18 protein-coding genes are annotated in these 26,869 nt (G+C 71.6%); 7 read left to right on the top strand and 11 right to left on the bottom strand.

Annotated elements, in window-relative coordinates:
* The first annotated feature begins 108 nt into the window (after positions 1-108).
* Positions 109-690, top strand: a complete 582-nt coding sequence (locus ABT034_RS05765) for a carbonic anhydrase (RefSeq protein WP_351211616.1) — start codon at positions 109-111, stop codon at positions 688-690.
* Between the two features lie 11 nt (positions 691-701).
* Positions 702-2,165, top strand: a complete 1,464-nt coding sequence (locus ABT034_RS05760) for a SulP family inorganic anion transporter (RefSeq protein ID WP_351211614.1) — start codon at positions 702-704, stop codon at positions 2,163-2,165.
* Between the two features lie 32 nt (positions 2,166-2,197).
* Here ABT034_RS05760 and ABT034_RS05755 read toward each other — a convergent pair whose 3' ends face one another.
* A complete protein-coding gene (locus tag ABT034_RS05755; RefSeq protein ID WP_351211612.1) occupies positions 2,198-2,596 on the bottom strand; it encodes an NTP pyrophosphohydrolase in 399 nt (132 codons plus the stop codon).
* Positions 2,597-2,939: 343 nt separating this feature from the next.
* Here ABT034_RS05755 and ABT034_RS05750 point away from each other — a divergent pair, with 343 nt between their 5' ends.
* Positions 2,940-13,361, top strand: a complete 10,422-nt coding sequence (locus tag ABT034_RS05750; protein WP_351211610.1) for a LamG-like jellyroll fold domain-containing protein — start codon at positions 2,940-2,942, stop codon at positions 13,359-13,361.
* Positions 13,358-13,882: a hypothetical protein gene (locus ABT034_RS05745; protein WP_351211609.1), complete on the top strand. Its 525-nt coding sequence runs from the start codon at positions 13,358-13,360 to the stop codon at positions 13,880-13,882. Before ABT034_RS05750 ends, ABT034_RS05745 begins: the two co-directional genes overlap by 4 nt.
* 55 nt (positions 13,883-13,937) lie before the next feature.
* Here ABT034_RS05745 and ABT034_RS05740 read toward each other — a convergent pair whose 3' ends face one another.
* The 7 genes from ABT034_RS05740 to ABT034_RS05710 form a co-directional block, all read right to left on the bottom strand.
* On the bottom strand, positions 13,938-14,948 hold the full coding sequence (locus ABT034_RS05740; RefSeq protein WP_351211607.1) for a TIGR03842 family LLM class F420-dependent oxidoreductase: 1,011 nt from the start codon (positions 14,946-14,948) through the stop codon (positions 13,938-13,940).
* 37 nt (positions 14,949-14,985) lie between these two features.
* A complete protein-coding gene (hydA, locus tag ABT034_RS05735) occupies positions 14,986-16,392 on the bottom strand; it encodes a dihydropyrimidinase (RefSeq protein ID WP_351211605.1) in 1,407 nt (468 codons plus the stop codon).
* 64 nt (positions 16,393-16,456) lie between these two features.
* Positions 16,457-17,737 (bottom strand): aspartate aminotransferase family protein, encoded by a 1,281-nt coding sequence (locus ABT034_RS05730; protein ID WP_351211603.1) that lies wholly within the window; start codon positions 17,735-17,737, stop codon positions 16,457-16,459.
* Positions 17,734-18,576, bottom strand: coding sequence for a nitrilase-related carbon-nitrogen hydrolase (locus ABT034_RS05725; RefSeq protein WP_351211601.1), 843 nt, complete (start codon positions 18,574-18,576; stop codon positions 17,734-17,736). Before ABT034_RS05725 ends, ABT034_RS05730 begins: the two co-directional genes overlap by 4 nt.
* A gap of 216 nt (positions 18,577-18,792) precedes the next feature.
* Positions 18,793-20,154 carry a UL36 very large tegument protein gene (locus tag ABT034_RS05720; protein ID WP_351211599.1) on the bottom strand — a complete coding sequence of 454 codons (1,362 nt, stop codon included), beginning with the start codon at positions 20,152-20,154 and terminating at the stop codon, positions 18,793-18,795.
* A 115-nt stretch (positions 20,155-20,269) separates the two neighbouring features.
* The gene (locus tag ABT034_RS05715; protein ID WP_351211597.1) at positions 20,270-20,653 is read right to left on the bottom strand and encodes a PPOX class F420-dependent oxidoreductase; all 384 of its coding nucleotides are present in this window, start codon (positions 20,651-20,653) and stop codon (positions 20,270-20,272) included.
* Between the two features lie 51 nt (positions 20,654-20,704).
* On the bottom strand, positions 20,705-21,079 hold the full coding sequence (locus ABT034_RS05710; protein ID WP_351211595.1) for a winged helix-turn-helix transcriptional regulator: 375 nt from the start codon (positions 21,077-21,079) through the stop codon (positions 20,705-20,707).
* A 61-nt stretch (positions 21,080-21,140) separates the two neighbouring features.
* Here ABT034_RS05710 and ABT034_RS05705 point away from each other — a divergent pair, with 61 nt between their 5' ends.
* Complete coding sequence (locus ABT034_RS05705; protein WP_351211594.1) at positions 21,141-21,833, top strand: NAD(P)-dependent oxidoreductase; 693 nt, start codon at positions 21,141-21,143, stop codon at positions 21,831-21,833.
* A gap of 13 nt (positions 21,834-21,846) precedes the next feature.
* Here ABT034_RS05705 and ABT034_RS05700 read toward each other — a convergent pair whose 3' ends face one another.
* On the bottom strand, positions 21,847-22,098 hold the full coding sequence (locus tag ABT034_RS05700) for a helix-turn-helix domain-containing protein (protein WP_351211592.1): 252 nt from the start codon (positions 22,096-22,098) through the stop codon (positions 21,847-21,849).
* Between the two features lie 32 nt (positions 22,099-22,130).
* On the opposite strand from ABT034_RS05700, the gene map reads away from it, so the two are divergent.
* Positions 22,131-22,898: a type I methionyl aminopeptidase gene (map, locus tag ABT034_RS05695; protein ID WP_351211590.1), complete on the top strand. Its 768-nt coding sequence runs from the start codon at positions 22,131-22,133 to the stop codon at positions 22,896-22,898.
* 28 nt (positions 22,899-22,926) lie between these two features.
* On the opposite strand, the gene ggt is transcribed toward map, so the two are convergent.
* Positions 22,927-24,732, bottom strand: coding sequence for a gamma-glutamyltransferase (ggt, locus tag ABT034_RS05690; RefSeq protein ID WP_351211588.1), 1,806 nt, complete (start codon positions 24,730-24,732; stop codon positions 22,927-22,929).
* 103 nt (positions 24,733-24,835) lie between these two features.
* Here ggt and ABT034_RS05685 point away from each other — a divergent pair, with 103 nt between their 5' ends.
* Positions 24,836-25,567, top strand: coding sequence for a hypothetical protein (locus tag ABT034_RS05685; RefSeq protein WP_351211586.1), 732 nt, complete (start codon positions 24,836-24,838; stop codon positions 25,565-25,567).
* Here ABT034_RS05685 and ABT034_RS05680 read toward each other — a convergent pair.
* Positions 25,518-26,774 (bottom strand): cytochrome P450, encoded by a 1,257-nt coding sequence (locus tag ABT034_RS05680; protein ID WP_351211584.1) that lies wholly within the window; start codon positions 26,772-26,774, stop codon positions 25,518-25,520. The genes ABT034_RS05685 and ABT034_RS05680 overlap by 50 nt on opposite strands.
* Positions 26,775-26,869: the final 95 nt, after the last annotated feature.

Raw genomic sequence — 26,869 nt, 5'->3', positions numbered from 1 at the left:
TCTAGACCTTGCGAACCACTGCTGGCCAGCAGAGCAGCCCCACCCCCCACGCACCTGCCCTGCACACCCGACGCGCCCCCACGACGCGCCAGGAGGAGTCACCACACCATGCAACCCCTCATCGACAACGCCCGCACGTTCGGACAGCGCCCTGAGGAGTTCGCCAGACTGGCCGAAGGCCAGTCCCCCGAGGTCCTGTTCATCACCTGCGCCGACTCCCGGGTCGTACCCGCCCTGATCACCGGCGCCAACCCCGGCCAGTTGTTCGAGCTGCGGACGGCCGGCAACATCGTCCCGCCGTACGGCTCCGGCACCCCGACCGGCGAGGCCGCCACCGTCGAGTACGCCGTGGAGGTCCTCGGCGTCCAGCACATCGTGGTCTGCGGCCACTCGCACTGCGGCGCCGTCGGCGCGGTGGTGCGGGGCGACGACCTCGACGCCGTCCCCGCGGTGCGCGACTGGCTCGCACACGCCGCGGAGAAGCCCGCGTGCGCGGACCCGGCCGATCCGACGGTCGCCGAGGCCGTCCAGCACCACGTCCTGACGCAGCTGCTGCGGCTGCGTTCCTACCCCTGCGTCGGCAAGCGGCTGGCGTCGGGGCGGCTGAGCCTGCACGGCTGGTACTACGAGGTGCACACCGGAGCCGTACGCGAACACCGCGCGGACACCGACACCTTCGAAGCCCTGTGAGGGCGGCCGACATGACCAAGTTCCCTTACTTACGACAGGACTTCGCCGCCTCACTCGTCGTGTTCCTCGTCGCCCTCCCCCTCTGCGTGGGCGTCGCCGTCGCCTCCGGCGTCCCGGCCGAACTCGGACTCGTCACCGGCATCGTGGGCGGCATCGTCACCGGCCTCCTGCGCGGCAGCAGTCTCCAGGTGTCCGGCCCCGCGGCCGGACTGACCGTGCTGGTCTTCGAGGCCGTCAGCGAGTTCGGGCTTCCCGTGCTCGGTGTGATCGTGCTGGCCGCGGGGCTGCTCCAGCTCGTCATGGGCGCCCTGAAGCTGGGGCGTTGGTTCCGCGCGATCTCCGTCGCCGTCGTCGAGGGCATGCTGGCCGGAATCGGTCTGGTGATCATCGCCGGTCAGCTGTATGCGGCGGCCGGCCTGAAGGCCCCCGTCTCCGGCATCGACAAGATCCTGGGGCTGCCCGGGGCCGCCGTCGACGCGCTCGGCAGTACCGCGGCACTGGCCTCGCTCGCGGTCGGCGCGGGCACCATCGCCGTGATGACGGGGTGGAAGAAGCTGCCGAAGAAGGCCCAGACCGTGCCGGGCGCCCTCGCCGCGGTGGTCCTGGCGACGGTGGCCGCCCGGGCGTTCGGCCTGCCGGTGGCCACCGTCGAGGTGAACGGCCTGATCGGCTCCGTCCAACTGCCCGGCGCCGACGCCCTCGGCGCGCTGGCCAGCCCGGCCGTCCTGGGCACGATCCTCGCCTTCACCCTGATCGCCTCCGCCGAGAGCCTGTTCAGCGCGGCCGCGGTGGACCGGCTGCACGACGGCCCCCGCACCGAGTACGACAAGGAACTCATGGCGCAGGGCGCGGGCAACGCGGTCTGCGGCGTGCTCGGGGCGCTGCCGATGACGGCGGTCATCGTGCGCAGCTCCGCCAACGTGGCGGCGGGCGCCAGGACCAAGGCGTCCCGGGTCCTGCACGGCGTGTGGCTGCTGCTGTTCGCGGCGCTGCTGCCCTGGGCGCTGGCGCTGATCCCGCTGCCCGCGCTCGCCGGCATCCTGGTCCACGCGGGCTGGAAGCTGATCCCCTTCCGCGGGGTCGTCTCGCTGTGGCGGGGGCACCGGGGCGAGGCGCTGATCCTGGTGGTCACGGCCGTGGCGATCGTCACGGTGAACATGTTCGAGGGCGTGCTGATCGGTCTTGCCCTCTCCGTGGTCAAGACCGCCTGGGTGACGTCGCACGTCAAGCTGGAGGTCATCGACAAGGGCGCGGGCCCGATCCAGGCGTACCTGTCGGGGAACGCGACCTTCCTGCGGCTGCCGAAGATACTGGACAGCCTGGAGGCGCTTCCCCAGGACCGCCCGGTGGAACTCGACCTGTCCGGCCTGCACCACCTCGACCACGCCTGCCGCACGGCCCTGGAGACCTGGGCCGAACGGCACAGTGCCGCCGGTACGGAGCCGGTGAAGCTCACGTCCACCGGGGTCGCCTGACTCCTGCCGGCCTGCCCCTCGCGGGAGGGGCTTCAGGCGGGCGGCTGGGGGAGGCTGCGCGGGCCCGTGCAGCGGGCGCCCGTCTCCTCCACCCGTCGGCGCAGTTCGCGGTCGGCCGTGACCACCAGGCACGGCCGGCCCTCCGCCTCCCGGGCCAGTTCGGCGATCAGGTCGTCGCCGCTGCCAGGAGCCTCGTCGACCCGCACGCCGGGAACGGAGGAGACCCCCCGGGCGCGGCCCTCGACGACCAGGACGATCTCGTACGGGCCCGAGTACGGACCGTCGGCCGGGCCCCCGGTCGCGGCGAGCCGGTCGCGCAACCGCTCGGCGGCCCCCCTCCGGTCGCGCCACCACCCGTCCGGCACCGATCCCACGACGTTGGCCGCGTCCACGACCAGCAGGGGACGCGGGGGCGGTTCTTCAGGGCTCATGACCCCAGGATGTCAGCCCGGTCCTTCGGACGCTGCCGTCCGGCGCGGGCGGAGCCCTGGAGAGTTCCCGCCCGCGACGTGATGTCACACACTCAGGCGGCGCCGACGGGGGGCCGGTTTGTCCGTCGATCACTCACCAAAGCCGTCTATACCCACCCGCCTCCGGCGGGGAGGCGGAAGGGGCCACGTCTGGGCGGATCTTGTGCGCAAGGAGTGAAAGTGGATAGGACAACCCCACTGATCGTCTATGTGGGGGAATTCCGTGCGCACAGCGCGACCACTGGTACTCCTGGTGGCATTCGTCATGGCCGTTCTGGCAGGTACAGAACAGGCTGCATTCGCGATGGACAGGTCGTTCGTCGCACAGACCGGCTACGGAGCCGGTGAACTGCCCGAACAGGGCTGGGGATCGGCACGCGGGCGGGGCCACAGCGCCCCCGGCGACGCCACGGACGCGACGGCGGGAGGCGGACGCGGCGGCGCGCTGAAGGCCCCGGACGAGCTCCCCCCGGACGGCGGCACCGCGCCGCTGCGCCTGGGCCAGGCGCCCAAGCCGCCGGCCAGGACGCCGTTCGTGAAGGTCCAGGCACCCGAGGTGGCGGCGCCGAAGGGCTTCGTCCCGAAGGCCAGCACCGAGGTGCCCGCGCAGCGCACCGAGCGCGGCCGCACCTTCGCCAACCCCGACGGCACCTTCACGACCCGGTTCTACAACGAGCCCGTCAACTTCCGCGGCGACGACGGCACGTGGCAGGGCATCGACACCCGGCTGGCCAAGGGCTCCGACACGGCGCGGGCCTCGGCCCCCGCGGGCTCGGCATGGCAGCCCAGGTCGACCGAGGACGCCATGGCCCTGGGCGAGTACGCCGACGCCGCGCCGCTGGTGCGCCTCTCCGTGTCCGAGACCGCATCGCTCGGATACGCGATCGAAGGCGCCTCGCACAGCCGGGGTACGGTCTCCGGAAGCGTGATCACCTACCGCGACGTCCGCCGCGCCTCCGACGTCGAACTCATCGCGGGCAGCAACTCCGTCAAGGAGACACTCGTCCTCAAGGACCGCTCGGCCCCCACCGAGTGGCGCTTCCCCCTCGCCCTGAACGGCCTGACCGCGCAGCTCGACGGTCACGGCGGCGTGGTCTTCACCGACCCCGCGGGCCGGCAGCAGGCCCGCATGCCGGCCGGGTGGATGGAGGACTCCCGACACCAGGAGAACGCCTCGGAGGGCGTCATCTCCGCGGGGGTCACCTACCGTCTCGAAAACCTCTCCGGACGGCAGACGCTCGTCGTCTCCCTCGACCGGGAGTGGCTCGCCGCCCCGGAGCGGGTCTACCCCGTGAAGGTCGACCCGTCCGTGAACGGCGTGGGCGCGACCTCGGGCACGTACGTCGAGTCGCCGTACAACACCAACTTCTCCACTGCCAACGTCCTCAAGGTCGGCACGTACGACGGCGGTGGCCACAAGGCCGCGAGCTTCCTGCGCTTCGACGGCCTCAACACGGGCAGTCTGAAGAACGCCTGGGTCATCAGCGCCAACCTGGCGCTCTACAACTCCTGGTCGAGCTCCTGCACGGCCCGCCCGGTGACCGTGCACCAGATCACCTCGAACTGGTCGGAGGCGAGCACCTCCGTGTACCCCGGTCCTTCGACCGGTCCGGCGCTCGGGTCGAAGAGCTTCGCCCACGGCTGGCGGCCCACCGGGACCGAGACGTGGTCCTGCTCCCCCGCGTGGGAGACCATCCCCCTCGGCTCGTCCGGCCGCGCGCTGGTCGACGACTGGACGCACGGCCGCACGCCGAACTACGGCCTCGCGGTCAAGGCCGCCACGGACGACTCGAAGAGCTGGAAGCAGTTCCACTCCGACGACTACGCCGGCGGTGTTCCGAGCCTCGACGTGTCCTGGACGAAGTACGGCGCGAGCTACCAACTCGGCAACTTCGTCGCCCCCATCACCGCGACCTCCGAGGGCGTCTTCAAGGTCACGGTCACCAACCGGGGACAGCAGACCTGGACCAAGGGCAGCAACTTCAAGCTGCGCTACGACCTGTACGACGGCAACGGCAACCAGGTCGGCGGTGACTACTGGAGCAAGATCCGCTGGACCGACATGCCCCACGACGTCGCGCCGGGCGCCACGGTGACGCTCGACGCCCGGATCGCCCCGCTCGCACCCGGCACCTACTCCATCGCCTGGACGATGGACGAGTTCGGGGTGAACTCCTTCGCCTCGCAGGGCGTGCCCGCCGCGGCCATGAGGGTGGAAGCGGCCAACGCCGTTCCCTACATCACCGCGGCGAGCCCTCCGAGCGGAACGCTCGTGGACTCCCTCACCCCCGTCCTGTGGGCATCCGCCGCCGACCACGACAAGTACCCCAGCGGCCTGACGTACCAGTTCGAGGTGTGCGAGGTCGAGGGCAAGGACACCCGGAAGAACTGCAAGGGCAACACGCACGCCGCCTCGCAGAGCTGGACCGTGCCGTCCGGCTGGCTGAGCTGGGCCAAGACGTATGCCTGGTACGCGTACGCCAACGACGGCAAGGACCAGTCGGCCCGCACCGCACCCTCGATCCTGACCACGTGGGTACCGCAGCCCGTCATCACCTCCCACCTGGGAGGCGCCGAGAACGGGCGCAGCTTCGGCGAGCGGTCCGGCAACTACGTCACCGCCGCCACGGACGCCACCGTGCCCACGGTCGGCCCGGAGCTGGCGGTCACCCGCACGTACAACTCGCAGGACCCGCGCACGACCAGCGCCTTCGGAGCCGGCTGGGCCACCCGCTGGGACATGCGGGCCACGTCCGAGCCGGACGGCAGCGTCGTGATCACCCTCGCAGCCGGCAACCAGGTCCGCTACGGCAGGAACAGCGACAACTCGTACAGCGCGCCGTCCGGCTCGATGGGCGTACTGACCGCCGTCACGGGCGGCGGCTGGACGCTGCGCGACGCCGGCGCCACGCTGTACACCTTCGACGCGACCGGCCTGCTGACCAACGTCAAGGACGGCCACGACCGCGAGCAGCGGCTCACCTACACGGGCGGCAGGCTCACCAAGGCGACCGACGTCCAGTCCGGGCGGACGCTGACGTTCACCTGGAGCGGCGCGCACGTCGCGTCCGTCTCCACGGACGCCGTCGGCCCGTCCGCGCCGGCTCTCGTCTGGTCCTACACCTACACCGGTGACCTGCTCACGAAGGTCTGCCCGCCGTCGTCCACGACCGCGTGCACGGTGTACGCGTACACGGCCGGTTCCCAGTACCGGGGCATGGTGCAGGACGCCAACCCGGTCGCCTACTGGCGGCTCGGCGAGACCGAGGGCGAGGCCGCGCGGAGCGAGGCCGTCTCCCGCACGGGCATGAACGCCGGGCGCTACCGCGACGTGGGCCTCGGCCACGCCGGAGCCGTGGTGGGCACGGACAACAAGGCGGCGTCCTTCAACGGCACGAACTCCTACGTGGAGCTGCCCGAGTCGACGCTCGCCGCCTCCACCGTGCTGTCCGTGGAGCTGTGGTTCAAGACGGGCAAGCCGAACGGGGTTCTCGTCGGCTTCCAGGACGACCCGCTGGGTCCCACCCATCCCCGCGTGTACAACCCCGTGCTGTTCGTCGACTCGGCGGGCAAGCTGCGCGGCGCCTTCGAGAAGGCCGACGGCGGTGTGGTCCCGATGAGCTCCCCGACCACCGTCACGGACAACGCCTGGCACCACGCCGTGATCACCAGTACCGGCACCGGCCAGACGCTGTACCTCGACGGCCGGGCCGTCGGCACCCTCGCAGGGCCCGTCAACCACTCCGTCAAGTCCTTCACCTACCTCGGCGGCGGGTTCACCGACCACACCTGGGACGGCGCCGGCACCTACGGCACGCGCCACTACCAGGGGCTGATGGACGAGGTCGCGGTCTACCACCGCGCCCTCGACGCCGGCTCCGTCCGCGCCCATCACCAGGCCCGCGGCGGTGCGTCGAAGCTGTCCCGGGTGACCCTGCCCTCGGGCCGGGTCGGCGGCACGGCCGAGTACGACAACGACACCGAGCGCGTCGTCAAGGCCACCGACGAGAACGGCGGCACCTGGCAGGTCTCCTCCCCGCGCTACGCGTCCGGTTCCCAGGTCTACGCGGACGCCGTGCACACCGCGGGCCCCGTCAACTACTGGCGCCTGGGCGACAGCAGCGGCGCGGCGGCGGCGGACGAGATATCCGACGGCGGCAACGGTTCCTACCGGGACGGCGTCACGCTCGGCGGGGTGGGCACCTTCCTCGACGGCGACGACGGCGCGGTCACCCTCGACGGGTCCAAGGGCGCCATCTCCGTACCGGCGGAGTCCATCAGCAACGCCACCTCGCTCTCCGTGGAGCTGTGGTTCAAGACGGACAAGCCCAGCGGTGTCCTGCTCGGTCTGCAGAACGCGGAAATCGGCAGCACCCCCACGATGTGGAACGCGAGTCTGCTCGTCGACGGCGAGGGCAAACTGCGCGGACACCTGTGGGACGGTCCGTCCGCGGGCTGGCCGGTCATGGGCGGCGTCCAGGTCACCGACAACAGGTGGCACCACGTCGTGATCACCGGCGGCCCGACCGGGCAGTCGCTGTACCTCGACGGTGCGAAGATCGGTTCCAAGTCCGGTGCGGTCAAGCCGGAGACCCTGGTCCACGCCTACCTGGGCGCCGGCTACTCCAGCGAAACCTGGGACGGGCAGGCACGCGCGACCCGGTACTTCAACGGCCGGCTCGACGAGGCGGCCTTCTACGCGAAGGAACTGACCGCCCAGGACGTCACGGAGCACTTCACGGCCCGCAACAAGGCCATGAGCGGAACGGCCGACCAGTACCGGGGCGTCGTCACCGCGGCGCATCCGGCCGGTTACTGGCGCCTGGACGAGACCTCCGGCACCAAGGTCACCAGCAGGGTCGCCGCCCTCGACGGCACCGGCACCTACACCAAGGCCACCCTGGGCGTCACCGGCGCCTTCGACACCGGCGACGGAACGGCCGCGCGGTTCGACGGCGACGGCTACGCGGAGGTCCCGGGCGTCGGCATCGGCAGCGCGGACGTCTCCGCGAGCCTCTGGTTCCGCACCGACAAGGCGGGCGTCATGCTCGCCAACCAGTCGGCGCCGATGGCGGGTGCCACCGAGCCCTCGGGCAACTGGGCGCCGATCCTCTACGTCGGCACCGACGGCAAGCTCCACGGCGAGTACTTCTCCGGGACGGGCGCCTCGAACGCCTCACCCGGCACGGTGACCGACAACCAGTGGCACCACGCGGCCGTCACGGTCAAGGGTGATGTCCAGACGCTGTACCTGGACGGCGCCCAGGTCGCGACGCGGTCCGGTGCGCCCGTCAACCACGAGAGCAGCAACCGCACCTACATCGGTGCGGGCTTCGCGAAGAGCTGGCCCGCCGCCCCGGCACACGTCAGCTACTTCACCGGAGCGCTCGACGAGGTCGCGGTCTACCGCCGCGGCCTGAGCGCCGACGAGGTCGCCGACCAGTACGCGGCGCGCGTCACCTCCGCGTCCTCGTCGCTCACCTCGACGGTCACGGTCACCGACCCCACCGGCGCGACCACGTCCAGCACGTTCGACGCGGTCCGCGGCCAGCGCCGCTCCGCCACGACGGACGCGGACGGCGGTGTCACCACGTACGCGTACGACACCGGCGGCTTCCTGCACACGGTCACCGACCCCAACGGCCACGCGACCATCACCGGTCACGACGAGCGCGGCAACACCGTCTCGACGACGACCTGCCGGGACGCCGACTCCTGCTGGACCTCCTTCGCGGAGTACCACCACAACGCGTCCGACCCGCTGGACCCGCGCAACGGAAGGCAGCTCTCCACCCGCGACGGCCGCTCCACCGGCCCGGACGACAACCGCTACCGCACGACCACGACGTACACGCCGCTCGGCCTGACCGACACGATCACGCTGGCGGACGGCCGCACCATCTCCACCACGTACACCGACGGCACCGAACCCGCGGTCGCCGGAGGCAGCACCCCGGCCGGCCTGGTCGCCACCAAGAAGAGCACCGGCGGAGCCACGACCTCGTACGCCTACTTCGCGAGCGGCGACCTGGCCAGGACCACCGAGCCCTCCGGTCTGGTGACGACGTACACCTACGACGGCATCGGCCGGAAGCTGACCGAGACCCAGGTCTCCGACGCCACCCCGGGCGGCGCGACGACCTCATACACGTACAACGCGATGTCACGCGTCTCGTCGGAGACGGGCCCCGGGGTCAGGAACGAGATCACCGGAGTCACGCACACCGCGAGGATCTCCCGCACCTACGACGCGGACGGGCGCCTGCTCACCGAGTCCGCGGAGGACACCACCGGCGGCGACGCCACCCGCACCACCACCTACCGCTACAACGCCCTCGGCCTGGTCGAGAGCACCACGGACCCGGCGGGCAACGAGACGGTCTTCGGACACGACGCGCTGGGCCGGGTGGTCCGCGAGACGGATGCCGCGGGCACCGTCGTCACGCACGCGTTCACCAAGCGCGGGCAGCCGGCCGAGTCGGTGCTGAAGGACTGGACGGGCGACCCGTCCGGCCAGACCCGTGACCTGGTCCTGGTCTCCCACGCGTACGACCCGGCGGGCCGCCTGGCCTCGACGACGGACGCGATGGGCGCGACGACCGCCTTCACGTACTACGACGACGGCCTCCAGGCCACGGCGACGGCGAAGCAGGTCACCCAGGCGAACGGCGGCAAGAAGGACATCCTCCTCGACTCGACGGTGTACGACGGCGCCGGCAACGCGGTCACCCGGACCGCGAGCGGCGGCCGCACCACGGTCCACACGGTCGACGCCACCGGACGGGTCACCCGCTCGGTCTTCGACCCGAACGGCCTCAACCGGGTGACCACCTTCGCCTACAACGGCGACGACCAGGTCACCGAGGAGAGCCAGTCCATCGACGCAGCCGGGAAGAAGCTGACCTCGTCCACCGAATACGACGGAGCGGGCAACCCGAAGAAGACCACGGTCACCGACGGCACCGGCAGCCGGACGTCCTCGGCCACCTTCGACCAACGGGGCATGCCGGTCACGGAGGTCAGCCCGCGGGGCAACACCTCCACCCACCGCTACGACGTCCTCGGCCGGCTGGTCGGGACGACGGCCCCGCAGGTGCAGGCGGAGGAGAACGGCGGCGCGGCCACGGCCGTCGCCCCCACGTCCCTCGTCGGCTTCAACACCTTCGGCGAGATCACCGAGGCGCGTGACGCACGGGGCCTGGTGACCCGTACGGAGACCGACACGTCGGGCCGCCCGACGGCGGTCACACTGCCCGACTACACGGCCCCCGGCGCCACGACGCCGATCACGGCCGTGACGCGCATGACGTACGACAAGCTCGGCAACCCCGCCTCCACCACCGACCCGCTCGGACGTGCGACGTACTTCGCGTACGACCAGCTGGGCCACCTGGTCCGCAGGACGGACCCGGCGCCCGGCGGCGGACAGGGCCTCCAGGCCCCGGGCGCCACCACGTTCAGCGGCACCTCGACGGACCTGTCCGGCGGCGGTGTCTCCACCTACACCTGGACCCCCACCGGTCTTCCGCTCTCGGCGACCGACCCGACCGGGGCCCGTACCGAGTCCACCTACGACGAGCTGGGCCGCAGGCTCACCGACACGACGGTCGAACGCAGGCCCACGCTCCAGAACCTCGTCACCCGCTACACCTGGGACGACGCGGGCAACCAGACCGGGTCCACCACGCCCGGCGGCCGCCGCACCACGGCGACCTACAGCACCGCCGGTGAGGTGCTGACCGCCACGGACCCGATGGGTGGCATCACGCGTGCCTCCTACGACGGTCTCGGACGTCAGACCGAGAGCAAGGACGCGACCGGCCGCAGGACGGTCACGGCGTACGACGTCCTCGGCAAGCCGACGACCGTGTCGGACTACGGAACCGGAACGACGGTCCTGCGAACGGTCTCGTCCGAGTACGACAACGACGGAAACGTCACTGCATCGGTCTCCGCGACCGGCGCCCGACGCACCTACACCTACGACGCCCTCGGCCGGATGACCAAGCAGGTCGAACCGGTCACGGGCAGCGACTCCATCACGACGACCTTCGGCCACGACGCGGCGGGCAACCGCACCCGGCTGACCGACGGCCGCGGAAAGGCCACGTACTACACCTTCAACGCGTGGGGACTCCAGGAATCCACCATCGAACCCAGCACCACGCTGCACCCGGCCCTGAACAACCGCACCTGGACGAACGTCTACGACGCGGGCGGCCGGCTCGTCACCGAACTGCTCCCGGGCAACGTCAAGCGTCAGAAGACGTACGACGCGCTGGACCGGCTCACGGCGGAGACCGGCTCCGGCACCGCCGTGGCCACCCGTCCGCGCTCGCTCTCGTACGACCTCGCCGGCCGTCTGACCGGCGTCGGCGGTGACGGGGTCCTCGCGGGCAACACGTACACCTACAACGACCGCGGCCAACTGCTCTCCAGCGAGGGCCCGGGCGGCCGGTCCGGGTACGTGTACGACGCGGACGGTCAGCTGACCTCCCGTACGGACGCGGCGGGCACGACGGCCTTCACCTACGACCTGGCCGGACGCCTCGACACCACGACCGACCCCTTGACCGGCACCCAGGTGCGCAACGACTACGACGCGGCCGGGCGACCGACCGTCGACGAGTACGCACGCCCCGCGGCCGGCGGCACGTACACGATCGGTTCGAGGCGCTCGTACACGTACGACGCTCTGGGCCGGCTCGCGGACGACAGCGTCAGGCAGACCGGCACGGGCACCGGAGTCCAGGGCCTCGCCTACGAGTACGACCTCGCCGACCGGCTGGTCAAGAAGACCACGACCGGCATCGCCGGGGCGGGCGCGCGGACGTACGCCTACGACCTCGCCGGCCGCATGACCTCCGAGACCAGCGGGAGCACCACCACCGCCTACGAATGGGACAAGGCCGGCAACCTGACCAAGAAGGGGGACATCGCCGGCGCGTACGACTCCCGCAACCGCCTCCAGAGCTGGGGCACGCAGACCTTCGACTACTCCGCGCGCGGCACGGTCAAGGCCGTGACCGACTCCAACGGCCCGGTCCGCACAATCCAATCGGATGCCTTCGAGCGTACGGTCAACAACGGCACGAGCACCTTCACGTACGACTCGCTCGACCGGATCATGACCCACAACGGAAGCGGCTTCAGCTACGACGGCGGCTCCAACAACCTGGTCAAGGACGGGACGTCCACCTACAGCCGCAACCCCGACGGACCGCTGCTCGCCAGTGCCACCACCGGGGCCGCGGACTCGTCCCGGCTCGCCGTCACCGACGGTCACACGGACCTGGTCGCCAGCCTGTCCGCGGACGGCACGTCGGTCACCTCGTCCCGCGCGTACGACGCCTCCGGCAAGGTGACCGCGAGCAGCGGCACCACTCCGTCGGTCGGCTACCAGTCCGGCTGGACGGACTCGTCCACGGGCGAGGTCAACATGGCCGCGCGCTGGTACCAGCCCGGCACCGGCGGCTTCACCGGCCGCGACACGTGGCAGCTCCACCCGGACCCGTCGGTCCAGGCCAACCGCTACACGTACGCCAACGCGAGCCCGATGAACGGGATCGACCCGTCCGGTCACCGGGTCGAGATGGGAGGCGGCAGCGGCTCGATGGGCACGATGATCCCGTACCGCACCTGGTCGCCGCCGAGGCCGACCCAGACCGCCGAGTCGATGCGTTCCCAGCTCGCCCGCTACCTGAAGCTGGAGACCAGGTACAACCGGTCCAAGGGGCAGGAGGAGTACTACTCCTCCTCCAGGAGTTCGAGCAGCCCGGGTTCCTCCACCAACACCTCGCCCTTCCGGGGCTACCGGAACTGCGACAAGTACTGGTACCACACCGACTGCGGGGGCAGGGGGTCGCGCGGCGACTACCGGACCCCGACCCGCGGCGAGATCGGCTCGGCCGCCAGCGGGTCCCGGGGCCGCGGCAACGGCGGTCCCGGCGGTCTCGGCCACGGCGGTGGTGGCGGTCACGGCGGTGGCAACGGGGGGAGCAGCTCGCTCGTCAACACCCTGAAGGTCATCAACCAGAACCCCAACAACCCGGCCCCCGCTCGGCGTCCGGAATTCGACTGGGGCACCGGCGACAGCCAGTGGAAGATCGACGTCGGCTACATGAAGCAGTTCTCCAAGGAAGACTTCCAGGAGATGATGCAGACCTTCGGGTTCACCCCCGCGGAAGCCGCCGCGATGTACAACAGCCCCGATGCCCAGGTGAGCGCGCCCAACGGGGGCAAGAATCCTTGCGACCGCGACAGGTCCGAGCGCTTCCGCTACATGCCGCTCGTCGACGACGCGCCCACGGGTGTCGCCGCCCTCATCTGCCCGGACGACCTCAAGAAGAATGACCGGGCCAACCGGAAGGGGACCTGGGAGCCCCCGGGCTGGAAGTCCGAGAAGATTCCGGGCACCAAGAAGTACCGCTTCAACAGGTCGCACATCCTCGGCGACAGGTTCCGCGGGGACTGGATCAAGGAGAACATCTTCACCGGTCACACGCAGATGAACACTCCGGACATGAGGAAGTGCGAGAACCGGATGGCGACGGTTCTCGACAAGACCAACGGCGGGGGAAACCCGGTTCTCTACTTCGGTAAACTGGAGTACGGGAACGGGCGGAGAGAGATCCCCACGGCGATCAACATGGACGCGTTCACGCAGAAGGGCCGACTCTTCTCCGTGAAGATAAACAACGTACCGACCCCGCAGGTGACCTGTTGAACCTCGACGATCTCGAACGGGCCATTCCGAATCTGAGTCCCCTCAAGGCGAGGGAGCCGAGGAGGATCGCATGGGATGAGCTCTGCGGCGACCTGGGAACGACGCTGCCCGGAGACTTCGTGGAACTCGCCGAGGCCTATCCGGCGTTCTCGCTCTCCGACTTCCTGAGCGTGCACCTCCCCGATCCGGGACGGGAAGCGGAGTTCGCCGACGGAGTGAGGGAGTCCCTGCGGCCCCTCGCGAGTCTGTCCGACGAGGACATGACCGAAGGCTACGTTCCGTATCCGGCGGCCGGCGGGTTGATCCCGTGGGGGGACTCGGCCGAAGGCGACGCCTTCTACTGGCACACCGCCGCCGAGGATCCCGACGCCTGGACCGTCGTCGTCGAGACCACCAACGGCTACTGGGCCACGTATGACGGCACGCTCACGGACTACCTCACCGGCCTCGCGACCGGCGCCGTAGAACCCGACGGGCTGCCCTCGGAGTTCCCGGGGGACAACCCGAGCGTCGAGCTGTAGCCCCACCCGATCCCTCAGGCCGGCCCGTCCCCAGGACGCGCCGGCCTGAGGCGTTTCACGGGTGCTCTCGGCGGAGTGCCGGGATGATGTCGGAGCCGTACGCGTCGATGGTGCCCTCGCGGTTGTCGTGCATGTCGTAGAGGGCGAACTGGTCGACGCCCAGGGACTTGAGGTGGCGGAGCTTCTCGATGTGGGCTTCGGCGGGGCCCAGGAGGCAGAAGCGGTCGACGATCTCGTCGGGGACGAAGGCGGTGTCGGGGTTTCCGGCGCGGCCGTGGTGGCTGTAGTCGTAGCCGTGCCGGTCCTTGATGTACGCGGTGAGCTCGTCCGGGACCATGGACGAGTGCTCGCCGTACCTGGCGACCAGGTCGGCGACGTGGTTGCCGACCATGCCGCCGAACCAGCGGCACTGGTCCCGGGCGTGCGCCAGGTCGTCGCCCACATAGGCGGGCGCGGCGACGCAGACGGTGATCGCGGACGGGTCGCGTCCCGCGTCGGCGGCGGCCTGCCGGACCGCCTTGACCATCCACTCCGTCAGGAACGGGTCGGCGAGCTGGAGGATGAAGCCGTCCGCCTTCTGGCCCGCCAGGGCGAGGGCCTTGGGCCCGTACGCCGCCATCCACACCGGCAGCTTGCCGTCCTTCACCCACGGGATGCGGATGGGGTTGCCGTCCACCACCGCTTCCCGTCCCTCGGCGAGGTCGCGGATGACGTCGATGGCCTCGCCCAGGCGGGCCAGGGTGTTCGGCTTGCGGCCGGCGACGCGCATCGCGGAGTCGCCGCGGCCGATGCCGCAGACCGTGCGGTTGCCGAACATGTCGTTCAGGGTGGCGAAGGTGGAGGCGGTGACCTCCCAGGTGCGGGTGCCGGGGTTCGTCACCATCGGGCCCACGTGGAGCTTCGTGGTGTGCTCCAGGATCTGGCTGTAGACGACGAAGGGTTCCTGCCACAGCACGGCGGAGTCGAAGGTCCAGCCGTAGCGGAAGCCGTTGCGCTCCGCCCGGCGCATCAGCCCGACGACCTGCGAGGCGGGCGGGTCGGTCTGCAGGACGAGTCCGAAGTCCACGCGGGACCTCCTGGTTCGTTCGGTGCGGTCGGGTGGTTCAGTCCAGGTACTGGCAGGTCGAGCGCGGTACGAACGTGCCGTGGCCGGCGTGACCCACGTACTCCCGCCGGTCGATGACGAGTTCGCCGCGCGAGAGGACCGTCTCGACCCGGCCGGTGACCGTCCTCCCCTCGTACGCGGAGTAGTCCACGTTCATGTGGTGGGTGGACGCCGACAGGGTCTGGGTGGCGTGCGGGTCGTAGAGGACGATGTCGGCGTCGGCGCCGGGGGCGATCGTGCCCTTCTGCGGGTAGAGGCCGAACATCCTGGCCGGGGTCGCGCAGGCGATCTCGATCCAGCGGCGCCGCGAGATGTGCCCGTCGACGACGGCCTGGTGGAGGAGGTCCATGCGGTTCTCCACACCCGGGAGGCCGTTGGGGATCTTGGAGAAGTCGCCGCGGCCGAGGTCCTTCTGCCCCGTGAAGCAGAACGGGCAGTGGTCGGTCGAGACCACCTGGAGGTCGTTGGTGCGCAGCCCGCGCCAGAGCGCCGCCTGGTGCTCCCTGGGCCGCAGCGGGGTGCTGCACACGTACTTCGCGCCTTCGAAGCCCGGCTCCGCGAGGTTGTCGGTGGAGAGGAAGAGGTACTGGGGGCAGGTCTCGCCGAAGACGGGGAGTCCCATGTCCCGGGCCGCCGCCAGCTCCGCCACCGCCTCCTGGGCCGAGACGTGCACGACGTACAGCGGTGCGCCGGCGACCCGGGCCAGCTGGATGGCCCGGTGGGTCGCCTCCGCCTCCAGGAGTGCCTTGCGGACCTCGCCGTGGTAGCGGGGGTCGGTCTCGCCGCGCGCCAGGGCCTGTTCGACGAGGACGTCGATCGCGATGCCGTTCTCGGCGTGCATCATGATCAGCCCGCCGTTGTCGGCGGAGCGCTGCATGGCGCGCAGGATCCGGCCGTCGTCGCTGTAGAAGACGCCCGGGTAGGCCATGAAGAGCTTGAAGGAGGTGATGCCCTCCTGGACGAGCCAGTCCATCTCCTTGAGCGTGTGCTCGTTGACGTCGGAGAGGATCATGTGGAAGGCGTAGTCGATCGAGCAGTTGCCGTCGGCCTTGGCGTACCAGGCGTCGAGTCCCTCGCGCAGGCCCTGGCCGACGGTCTGGACGGCGAAGTCGACGATGGTGGTGGTGCCGCCCCAGGCGGCCGCGCGGGTGCCGGTCTCGAAGGTGTCGGAGGCGGAGGTGCCGCCGAAGGGCAGTTCCATGTGGGTGTGGGCGTCGACGCCGCCGGGCAGCACGTAGCGGTCGGTGGCGTCGAGGGTACGGGCGGCGGTCCAGCCGGCCGCCACGTCCGAGCCGTGGGCCGCGAGGGCGACCACACGGCCGTCCTCGATCAGCACGTCGGCATGGACTTCGTCGGCGGCGGTGACGACGAGGCCGCCCCGGATGAGGGTACGGGTGCTGCTCACGGGACTCTCCCTGCTTGAGGAGCGGGAACCACAGGACCCTGACGGCCTGCTCGATGAGCCGGAACTACAGGGCCCTGACGGCCTGTTCGAGGATCTCCGCGCCCTCTTCGGCCTCGGCCACGGTGAGTGAGAGCGGCGGGGCGATGCGCAGGGTGCTGGTGTTGTGGCCGCCGCCCTTGCCGATCAGCAGGCCGCCCTCGCGGGCGGACTCCAGGACGGCGGCGGCCGCGTCGGGATCGGCCCGCTCGGTGCCCGGTTCGGTGAGTTCGATGCCGATCATGAGGCCCCGGCCGCGGACCTCCCGTACCGCCGGGACTCCGGCGCAGGCGGCCCTGACGCGTTCGAGGAGGAGGCCGCCGACGCGGCGCGCGTTGCCCTGGAGGTCGTGCTCCAGGAGGTACGAGAGGTTGGCGAGCCCTGCGGCCATGGTGACGGGTGAACCGCCGAAGGTGGAGATGGAGTTGGCGTCGAGGCAGTTCATGATCTCGGCGCGGGCGACGACCCCGCCGACGGACATGCCGTTGCCGATGCCCTTGGCGAAGGTGAGGATGTCGGGTGGTCCGGCCTGGCCGTGGGCCTGCCAGCCCCAGAAGTGGTCGCCGGTACGGCCCCAGCCGGTCTGCACCTCGTCGGAGATCCACAGGATGCCGTGCCGGTCGAGGACGCGGCGGAACGCGGCGTACAGACCGTCGGGGGGCGAGGTGAAGCCGCCGACGCCCTGGACGGGTTCGGCGATGAGGGCGGCGACGTCGCGGGTGTGGCCGAGGAGGTCTTCGAGGTCGGCGACGCAGGCCTCGGTGAACCGCTCGTCGGTGTACTGGGCGAACGGGCCGCGGGTACGGACGCCGCCGTGCACGTACAGCGTCTGGAGCGGGGAGAGGCCGGTCGGCGACCAGGCTCGGTTGCCGGTGATGCCCACGGTGGAGAAGGAGCGGCCGTGGTAGCTGTTCCGCATGGCCAGGATCTGGTTCGAGCCGCGGTACGCGGTGGCGAGGAGGAGCGCCGTGTCGTTGGCCTCGGTCCCGGAGGTGGTGAAGAAGACGCGGGCGTCGGGGATGCCGGAGAGGGCGGCGATCCGCTCGGCGAGCTCCACCATCGGGCGGTTGAGGTAGAGCGTGGAGGAGTGGATGATCCGTCCGGCCTGCTCGGCGACGGCTTTGGTGACCTCGGGCAGGGCGTGGGCGGTCATGGTGGTGAGGATGCCGCCGAAGAAGTCGAGGTATCTGCGTCCCTCGGCGTCCCAGACGTGCCGGCCCTCGCCGTGGGTGATCTCCAGGGGGTCCTTGTAGTAGAGGGCGAGCCACTCGGGGGCGACGGCGCGGTGGCGGTCGTGGAGGCTGCTCACGGCTGCACCAGCCCGTCGTACGCGTCGGGGCGGCGGTCCCGGTAGAACGCCCACTGCTGCCGCACCTGCTCGATGAGGCCGAAGTCGAGGTCGCGGACGACGAGTTCCTCGGTCTTGTCGGAGGCGACGTCGCCCACGAACTTGCCGCGCGGGTCGACGAAGTAGCTAGTGCCGTAGAAGTCGTTGTCGCCGTACTCCTCGACGCCGACGCGGTTGATGGCGGCGACGAAGTACTCGTTGGCGACGGCGGCCGCGGGCTGTTCCAACTGCCAGAGGTGGGAGGAGAGGCCGCGGTGGGTGGCGGAGGGGTTGTAGACCAGCTGGGCTCCGTTGAGGCCGAGTTGGCGCCATCCCTCCGGGAAGTGGCGGTCGTAGCAGATGTAGACGCCGACCTTGCCGACGGCGGTGTCGAAGATGGGCCAGCCGGCGTTGCCCGGGCGGAAGTAGTACTTCTCCCAGAAGCCCTTGACCTGGGGGATGTGGTGCTTGCGGTACTTGCCGAGGTAGCTGCCGTCGGCGTCGATCACGGCGGCGGTGTTGTAGTAGAAGCCCTCGCCCTCGCTCTCGAAGACGGGCACCACGATCACCATGCCGGTCTCCCGGGCGAGGTCCCGCATCCGGCGCACGGTCGGGCCGTCGGGGACGGGCTCGGCCCAGCGGTAGTGCTCGGGCTCCTGGACCTGGCAGAAGTAGGGGGCGTTGAACACCTCCTGGAAACCGATCACCTTGGCGCCCTGGCGGGCGGCCTCCCGGGCGTGCTCCTCGTGTTTGGCGATCATGGATTCGGTGTCGCCGGTCCAGGTCGCCTGGACGAGCGCGGCGCGTACGACGTCGGTCATGAGCTGCTCCTTCGGCACGGCGTCAGAGAGCCTCTACGCACGTAGACGCGGTGCGTAGGAGGAGAACGTAAGCCCCGTCACACCTCGGAGCAAGACCGCCGCCGGGAAGCGGCCGGGTCGATCATGTTTCATACCCGAGTGGTCCACGTCGGACACGTACCGACACGTACGGGCAAGGACTGACACGTGCGGTGGCCCGCCCCCCTCCCCCTCGGGTCAGGCGCCGGCGAGGCCCGCCACGCGCAGGGCGTGGAGCAGGTCGCGCTCGCGGGTCGCCGACACCGCGCGGGCGGCGTCGAGCAGCAGCGGGACGAGGCCGCGCGGGTCCTCGCCCGCGAGCCGGGCCGCGTCCTCGGGTGCGCGGACCCGGACGAAGGCGGTGAGCAGGGCGCGGGCCTCCCGGTGGTGTCCCTCGGCCCGCAGGGCGTCGCACGCGCCCGCGAGCTCCTCGACCGGCCGTGCCACACCTTGGCGCAGGAGCTGTTCGCAGTCGGCCGCCCGGCCCGCGTCGGCGAGCGCTCCGGCGACGGCCGCGAGATGGCCCGGCGGCATCGAGGCGGCCTCCCAGAGCAGGATCGACCAGTCGGCGCCGAGCCCGGCACGGTGGAGCTCTCCGGCGAGGGCGGGCAGCCGGTCGGCCGGTCCGTTGAGCGCCTCGCAGAGCAGAGCGTGGGCATCGCCGCTACGGCCCTGGGCGCGGAGCCTCTGGAGGGCGTAGACCGCGTTGGCCGCGGCGCGGGCGGCCTCGACGGCATCCGCCTCCGAGGTCTGGACCGCGCCGGGCTCCCGGTCGGGCGGGGCGGCGGCCCCGAACCGGGCCCCCCGGGGCCCCGCTCCCCCGGCCGACGGCACGGACGCGGGCACGGGCGCGACCACCGGCCCCTGCCCCTCGTCCCCACCCTCCAGCCACGCGTACCGCGCACCCCGCGGCCGCCGCTTGGCTTTCGGGGGTACGGGATCGGGTGCGGGTACGGGGTCGGGTGCGGGTACGGGGTCGGGTGCGGGCGACGGGGCCCAAGCCGGCGCGGGCGCCGGAGCGCGAGCGGGCGCCGGTGCCGGCGCCGGTGCCGTCCCGGCGTGCTGTTCCAGGCGTCGCAGGCGGGCCGTCAGGTCCGTGAGGCGGGAGGTCGCTCTCGCGTGGTCGTCCCGGGTCCAGGCGAGGTCGTGTTCCAGGCGGGCGGTCTCCTCCGGGGGCGGGGCCGGGGTCGCCCGGAGCCGGTCGCCCAGCTCTCGGGCACGGGATTCGGCGTACCGGCGTTCGCGTTCCATGAGTTCCCGGCGCTCGGCGAGTGCCTCCGCTCCGCCGGGGCGGCGGTCATGGGCGCCGGTGGCCGCGGCGTACAGCGTCCTGCCCCGCAGGGCGATCGGTCCGTCGGCGGGTTCCCCGGCGTCCTGGAGCAGGGATTCGACGACGTCCCAGGGCAGGATCTCCGTCCCGTCGAAGCAGGCGCGCAGCCCGTCGGGGTCGCGTTCGGCGAAGACCCCGTACCAGCCTCCGCCCGGCGGGATGCGGCCCGCGAGCCCGGTCAGCCAGCGCGCGAACGCGGCCTGTTCCGTCGGAAGTTGATACACCGTCATGCGTCACGCACCTGCCCCGCAGTCGACTGGAACCTTCCGGTCCGCGGGTATTGGACCGCAGTCGTGTTACGGGACGACTACGGACCGTTTTCCTTTGGGTGCCACGCCGCACAATTCACCCGAAGCGCACGACGATCCCGGCGTGCGGACGCTTCCCGAGCCGGGCGAGCGTCGCCGGCACGTCGGTCAGCCAGAACTGCCAGGTGTACTTGCGCGAGAGCAGGCGCCGGATCCGGCGCAGCTCCTCCCCGTCCACGAGCCGGCCCTCGCCGGCGACGTGCTCGGCGCCCTCGGGGACGTTCCCCCGCATGTCGCAGACGGCGGCCGTGACCCGCGGGTCGTTCCGCAGGCGCTTGACCTTCCAGGAGTCGGAGCGGGTCCACACGTACAGTTCGGCGCCGTCCACCGCGTACCAGACGGGTGTCGCGACCCCCGTGCCGTTCTTCCGGTAGGTGGTCAGGCTCACGTATCGGCCGCGCCGCAGCTCTTCGGGCATCATGCCCGGGAGCCTATGCCGGGGTCGGGTGGGAGGCGTGGGCCAGGGTCTCCCTCACCGGCCGTGCCCGTACGCGGTCCTGGCCTCGGTGATCTCGGGGACGTGGGCGCGGGCCCACGCGCAGGCGTTGTCGAGCGGGTCGATCAGCGAGCGGCCGAGGGCGGTCAGCGCGTACTCGACGCGGGGCGGGTTCTCGTCGTAGACGGTGCGGGTGAGGAACCCGTCGCGCTCCATGGTGCGCAGGGTCTCGGTGAGCACCTTGGGGGTGACCCAGTGGAGCGGGACGCGCAGCTCCGAGAAGCGGCGCGGCTGCCCGTCCTCCAGGCAGCGGAGCACCACGGCGGTCCACTTTCCGCCGACGCGGATGGGTTGTGCGCGGTCGGAGCAGTCCGGGTCGTGGAAGAGGTCGGCGGGCAGCGGCTGGTTCATGCCCCCGAAGCTAGCCCAGTACCGTTGAAGTAACCAGGCACCCCCGTCCTACGGTCCTGCCATGGACAACGACATGAGCAGCAACGACATGAACGACGGCACCGGCGTCAGCGGGAACATCGTGGTCTTCGGTGCGGGTGGACGCGTGGGCCGCGCGGCCGTGGCCGAGGCGGTGGCCCGTGGCCACCGGGTGACGGCGGTGGTGCGCGACCCGTCGAAGCACCCGGATCTGGCCGGGGGTTCGGTCACGCTGGTACGGGGTGACGCCACCGACCCGGCCTCGGTGGCCGCCCTCGCGGCCGGCCATGACGCCGCCGTGAACGCCTCGGTCCGTCTGGACGTCCCCTCGGAGGAGTACTTCACCACGGCGGCGAAGGCGATGGTCGCCGGTCTCACGGAGGCGGGCGTGCGACGGCTGTTGACCCTCGGGATCGCGACGACGCTGGAGACGGCGCCGGGGGTACGGATCATGGACGCGGCCGAATTCCCGGCGGAGTGGCGCGCGTTCGCGCAGGGCCACGTGGCCGAGTTCGACCTGCTGTCCGCCGAGGCCGGGCCGGAGCTCGACTGGCTGATGGTCGTGCCGCCGCTCGACCTGAACGCGGAGGCGGAGGCGACCGGCGGCTACCGGACGGCCGTGAGCACGGTGCTCGACGGCCCCGGCAGGATCGCGCACGCGGATCTCGCCCTGGCACTCCTCGACGAGATCGAGCACCCGCGCCACAGCCGCGTGCAGCTCGCGGTCTCCCTGTAGGCGCCCGGCGCCCTCAGACGGGCACGAGCGCGCACCGGACGACCAGCTCGTCCATGGAGAGGCCGAGGACCCCGGCGAGGGCCGCGACGGTGAAGAACGCCGGGGTCGGGGCCCGGCCGGTCTCGATCTTGCGGAGGGTCTCGGCGGACAGGCCGGCGGCGAGGGCGATCTCGGCCATGGACCGCTCGCCGCGCGCCTCGCGCAGGAACAGGCCGAGGCGTTCGCCGCGCTCGCGCTCTTCTGGGGTCAGGGGTGTACGCACCATGCCACCATTCTAATACCGGTATAATAATTGGCATGGTGGAGATCAAGACGAACGAGAATCTGGCGTCCATGCGTGAGTCGGGGCGGGTGGTGGCCCGTGCCCTCGCGGCCGTGCGGAAGAGGGCGGCGCCCGGCGTCCCGCTGTCCGAGCTGGACCGGGCCGCCCGGGAGGTGCTGGACGCGGCGGGGGCGGGCTCGCCCTTCCTCGACTACCACCCGGAGTGGGCGCCGGTCCCGTTCCCCGCGGTCGTGTGCGTGTCCGTCAACGACGCCATCGTCCACGGCATCCCGGACGGGACCCGGCTGGCCCCGGGCGATCTCGTCTCGGCGGACTGCGGCGCCCTGCTCGGCGGCTGGGCGGGCGACTCGGCCGTCAGTTTCACGGTCGGCCCGGCCCGGCCGGAGGACGCCCGGCTGGTCGCCGCGGCGGAGGAGGCCCTGGCCGCGGGCATCGCGGCGGCCGTCGTCGGCAACCGGATCGGCGACATCGCGCACGCGATCGGGCGGGTCTGCCGCGCCGCCGGGTACGGCGTCCCGGACGGCTTCGGCGGTCACGGGATCGGCCGCGCGATGCACGAGGACCCGGGCGTCCCCAACGAGGGACGACCGGGCCGGGGCATGAAACTGCGCCACGGGATGGTGCTCGCGATCGAGCCGATGCTCATCGGGGGCGGTACGGACGACCACTACACGGCGAGCGACGGCTGGACGATCCGTACGTCCGACGGCTCGCGCGCGTCCCACGCGGAGCACACGGTCGCGATCACGGACGCGGGCCCCCGCGTGCTCACGGCGCTGTAGGCGGCGCGGGGGCGGCCCACCGACCGGCCTACCCTCCCGCCGGCCTGACCACCATCGCCGAGCCGCCGCCCCTGCGGACCTTCTCCGCTGCGGCCACCCAGCGGCCGTCCGGCAGGCGCTGCACGCCGGTCGTCGCGCCGATCTCCGGGTTCTGCCGGAACCCGTGCCCGATCGCCTCCAACTCCGCCTTGAGCGGGCTGTCCCACAGACCGGGTTCGAGTTCGGTGGTCGTCTGGTTGCGCTGGCTGGCGCGCGGCGCGGCGATCGCCTCGACGAGCGGCAGGCCCCGGTCGACGACCCCGGTGAGGGTCTGCAGGACCGTCGTGATGATGGTCGCGCCACCGGGGGATCCGAGGGCGAGGACCGGCCGGTCGTGCCCGTCGAGGACGATCGTCGGGGACATCGAGGAGCGGGGCCGCTTCCCGGGTCCGGGCAGGTTCGGGTCGTGCACGGCCGGGTTGGCCGGCGCGAAGGAGAAGTCGGTCAGCTCGTTGTTGAGCAGGAAGCCCCGGCCGGGCACGGTGATGCCGCTGCCGCCGGTGGACTCGATGGTGAGCGTGTACGCGACGACGTTGCCCCACTTGTCGGCGACCGTGAGGTGCGTGGTGTTCTCACCCTCGTACGTGGTCGGGGCGGCCGTGCCGCCGCTCCTGCACGGCACGGGGTCGCTGGGGTCGCCGGGCGCGAGGGGGCTGGTGAGGACGGCGTCGTCGCGGATCAGGCAGGCGCGCGAGTCGGCGTACCGCTGGGAGAGGAGCCCGCGTGTCGGCACCCGTTCGAAGGCCGGGTCGCCGACCCAGCGGCCCCGGTCGGCGAAGGCGATGCGGCTGGCCTCGATGAACCGGTGCAGATAGCGGGACGGGGAGGCGGCCGCGAGGTCGGTGCCCTCCAGGATGTTCAGCGCCTCGCCGACGCTCGTACCCCCGGAGGAGGAGGGGGCCATGCCGTAGACGTCGAGCCCCCGGTACGAGACCTTCGTGGGCCGGCGGAACTCCGTCTCGTACGCGCCGAGGTCACGGGTCGTCAGGTCGCCGGCGCGGACCTTCCGGGTGGCGCCCTCGCGGACCGGGGGCGTGCGGACGGTGTTCACGATGTCCCGGGCGAGCGGGCCCCGGTAGAGGGCGCCGACGCCCTGGCGGCCGAGCGTCTCGTACGTACGGGCCAGGTCGGGGTTCTTGAAGACGGACCCGACCACCGGCAACTTCCCGCCGGGCAGGAAGAGTTCGGAGCTGGCGGGGAAGTCGCGGAACCGCGCCTCGTTGGCGGCGGTCTGCGCGCGGAAGGTGGCGTCGACGGTGAAGCCGTCCCGGGCGAGGCGCCCAGCGGGTTCGAGCAGGGTGCCGAGCCGTTTGCTGCCCCAGGCGTCGAGGGCGGTCTTCCAGGTCGCCGGGGTGCCGGGGGTGCCGACGCCGAGGCCGCTGGTCATGCCCTCGTCGAAGGGGATCGGCTTGCCGTTCTCCACGAAGAGCTCCGCGTCGGCGGAGCGGGGCGCGGTCTCGCGGCCGTCCACGGTGTGCACGGTGCGGCTCTTCGCGTCGTAGTAGACGAAGTAGCCGCCGCCTCCGATGCCCGCCGAGTACGGCTCGGTGACGCCGAGGGCGGCCGCGACGGCGACGGCGGCGTCGACGGCGTTGCCGCCCTCGCGGAGCACCTCGACCCCGGCGGCCGACGCGTCGGCGTCGACACTGGCGACGGCTCCGCCGTAGCCGACGGCGACGGGCTCCTTGACGGGTGCGGGTGGCGGCGGGGTGTTCGGCGGCGCCGCCGCGCCCACCGAGAGCACCGTCAGGGCGACGGCGAGCAGAGAGACCTTCCGGGCGGCGGAACGACGCATCCGTACCTCCAGTCGAGACCGTCCGGGCAGCGTAACTTCCGTCGCGCCGTCTCGTCAGGACCGCCTCGAACAAGGGTGCGTCGAGCCGCTACGATGCGCGCCCATGAACGAAGACGTGCGCAACGTCGTCCTGGGTGTTCTGGCGACCGGGGAGAGCGCCTCACTGGGCTGGCTGACCCGGACGTACCTGTGGCGCCGACGGCTCCGGCGGAAGCAGGCCTTCTTCGGGCTGCGGGACGGCTCCGACTGCCTGCTCGTGGTGAACCGCCACGCGGGCAGCGATCGTGCCGTGCACAGCGTCGACGTCTCCGCGCTCCTCGAACTCTCGGCCCTGATCAAGGACTGCGGGGCGCGGCCGGAGATAGTCCAGCACGACGAGGCCCGGCAGGGTCTGGGGGACCGCACGGAGTTCTGCGTCGGCGGACCGTACTCGAACCGGCGGATGGCGGCGCACCTGGCGTCCCTCCTGCCCGGCCTGACGATGAACGTGGAGTCGGAACCGATTGCGGACCGGGGGATGTTCACCGTCGGCGGCGAGGCGTACCGGCTCGTGAACGGAGCGGCCGAGTACGTGATCCTCGCGCGTCTCATCGGGGGCGACGGCGGACGGCCCGTCTTCCTCCTCTGCGGTCAGGCGGCGATCGCCAACCAGTCGGCGGCACGCCATCTGGCCCGGCATCACGAGACGCTGGCACGGAAGTACGGCTCCGGTCCTTTCGCCCTCCTCCTCAAGGTCGTCCACTCGGACGCGTACGGCCCCGATGTGGTGGAGCTGGTGGCCGATGTCACGCGCGCGGCGCTGACGGCTCCCGCAGCCGCACCGGCAGCGTCTTGACGCCGTTGATGAAGTTGGAGACGAGCCGGCGGGGCGGGTCGGTGAGTTCCAGGCCGCCGCACGCCTTCCGCACCTCCTCGTGGAGGACGCGCAGCTGGAGCCGGGCGAAGTGGGCGCCGAGGCAGACGTGCGGGCCGTCGCCGAAGGAGACGTGAGGGTTCGGGGTCCGGCCGAGGTCGAGGCGGTGGGGGTCGGGGAAGGCGCGCTCGTCGTGGTTGGCGGAGGCGTGGAAGACGACGACCTTGTCGCCGCGCCGGATCGCCTGGCCCGCCAGCTCGGTGTCGCGGGCCGCGGTGCGCCGGAAGGAGAGCACGGGCGGGTGCACGCGCAGGAGTTCTTCCACCGCCGTGTCCAGGGAGACCTCGCCGTTCCACAGCCTCCGCTGCTCGCCGGGGTGTTCGGCGAGGGCGAGGAGTCCGCCGGGGGCGGCACTGCGGACCGTGTCGTTGCCCGCGACGGTCAGCAGGAAGAAGAACATCTCCAGTTCCGCGTCGGCGAGTTCGGAGGTGGCGAGCGAGGTCATGACGTCGTCGGCGGGATGCGCGCGCTTGTACGCGGCGAGGTCCTGGGCGTAGGCGAACATCTCGGCGAGCATGGCGGGCGAGCGCGGATTGACCGGACGCCCCTCGCCGTCGAGGACCGGGGGCTCGTCGGGGTCCTGGTAGGCGATGACCCGCTCGGTCCAGGTGTGGAGCAGTCCGCGGTCGCTCGCGGGGACGCCGAGCAGGTCGGTCAGGTTGAGCAGGGCGTAGTCGTCGGTGACGGTACGGACGAGGTCGGTACGGCCGCCGTCCGCGCGGGCGGCGCTCAGCAGGCTCCGGGCCCGCTCGCGGGCGGTGACGCCGAAGCGTTCGATCCGCCCCGGGGTGAAGGCCCTGCTGACGAGCCGCCGCAGCCTGCCGTGCTCGGGCGGGTCCTGGTTGAGCATCATGCGGCGGATGAACGGCAGGTCGGCGGGGTCGGGGTCGCGGATCTGGGTGGCGCCGAGGCACGAGGAGTACGTCCCCGGGTCCCTGAGCACCCGGACGACGTCGGCGTGCCGCGTGACGGCCCAGAATCCGGGCCCGGCGGGCCAGCCCAGGATCTCCGGCTCCTCCTGGCGGGCGACGGGCGTCAGATCGCGCAGGGCGCGGAAGCGGTCGTGCGGGATGCCGGCGGCGTAGATCCGCGGATCGAAGACGCCGGGAGTGCTGTGCGAGTCCGCCACCGCGCCGCCCCCGGGAGAGATTCAGAGGTGAAGACGCCGCCATCATGACAGGTCGGGACCGACGGCCACAGGACCGCTCGCACCTGCGGGGCCCT

The organism is Streptomyces sp. NPDC002773 (genome assembly GCF_040295605.1).
GTDB lineage: Bacteria > Actinomycetota > Actinomycetes > Streptomycetales > Streptomycetaceae > Streptomyces.
The sequence above is the reverse complement of the archived record's forward strand: the minus strand, read 5'-3'. Positions and strand labels throughout refer to the sequence as shown.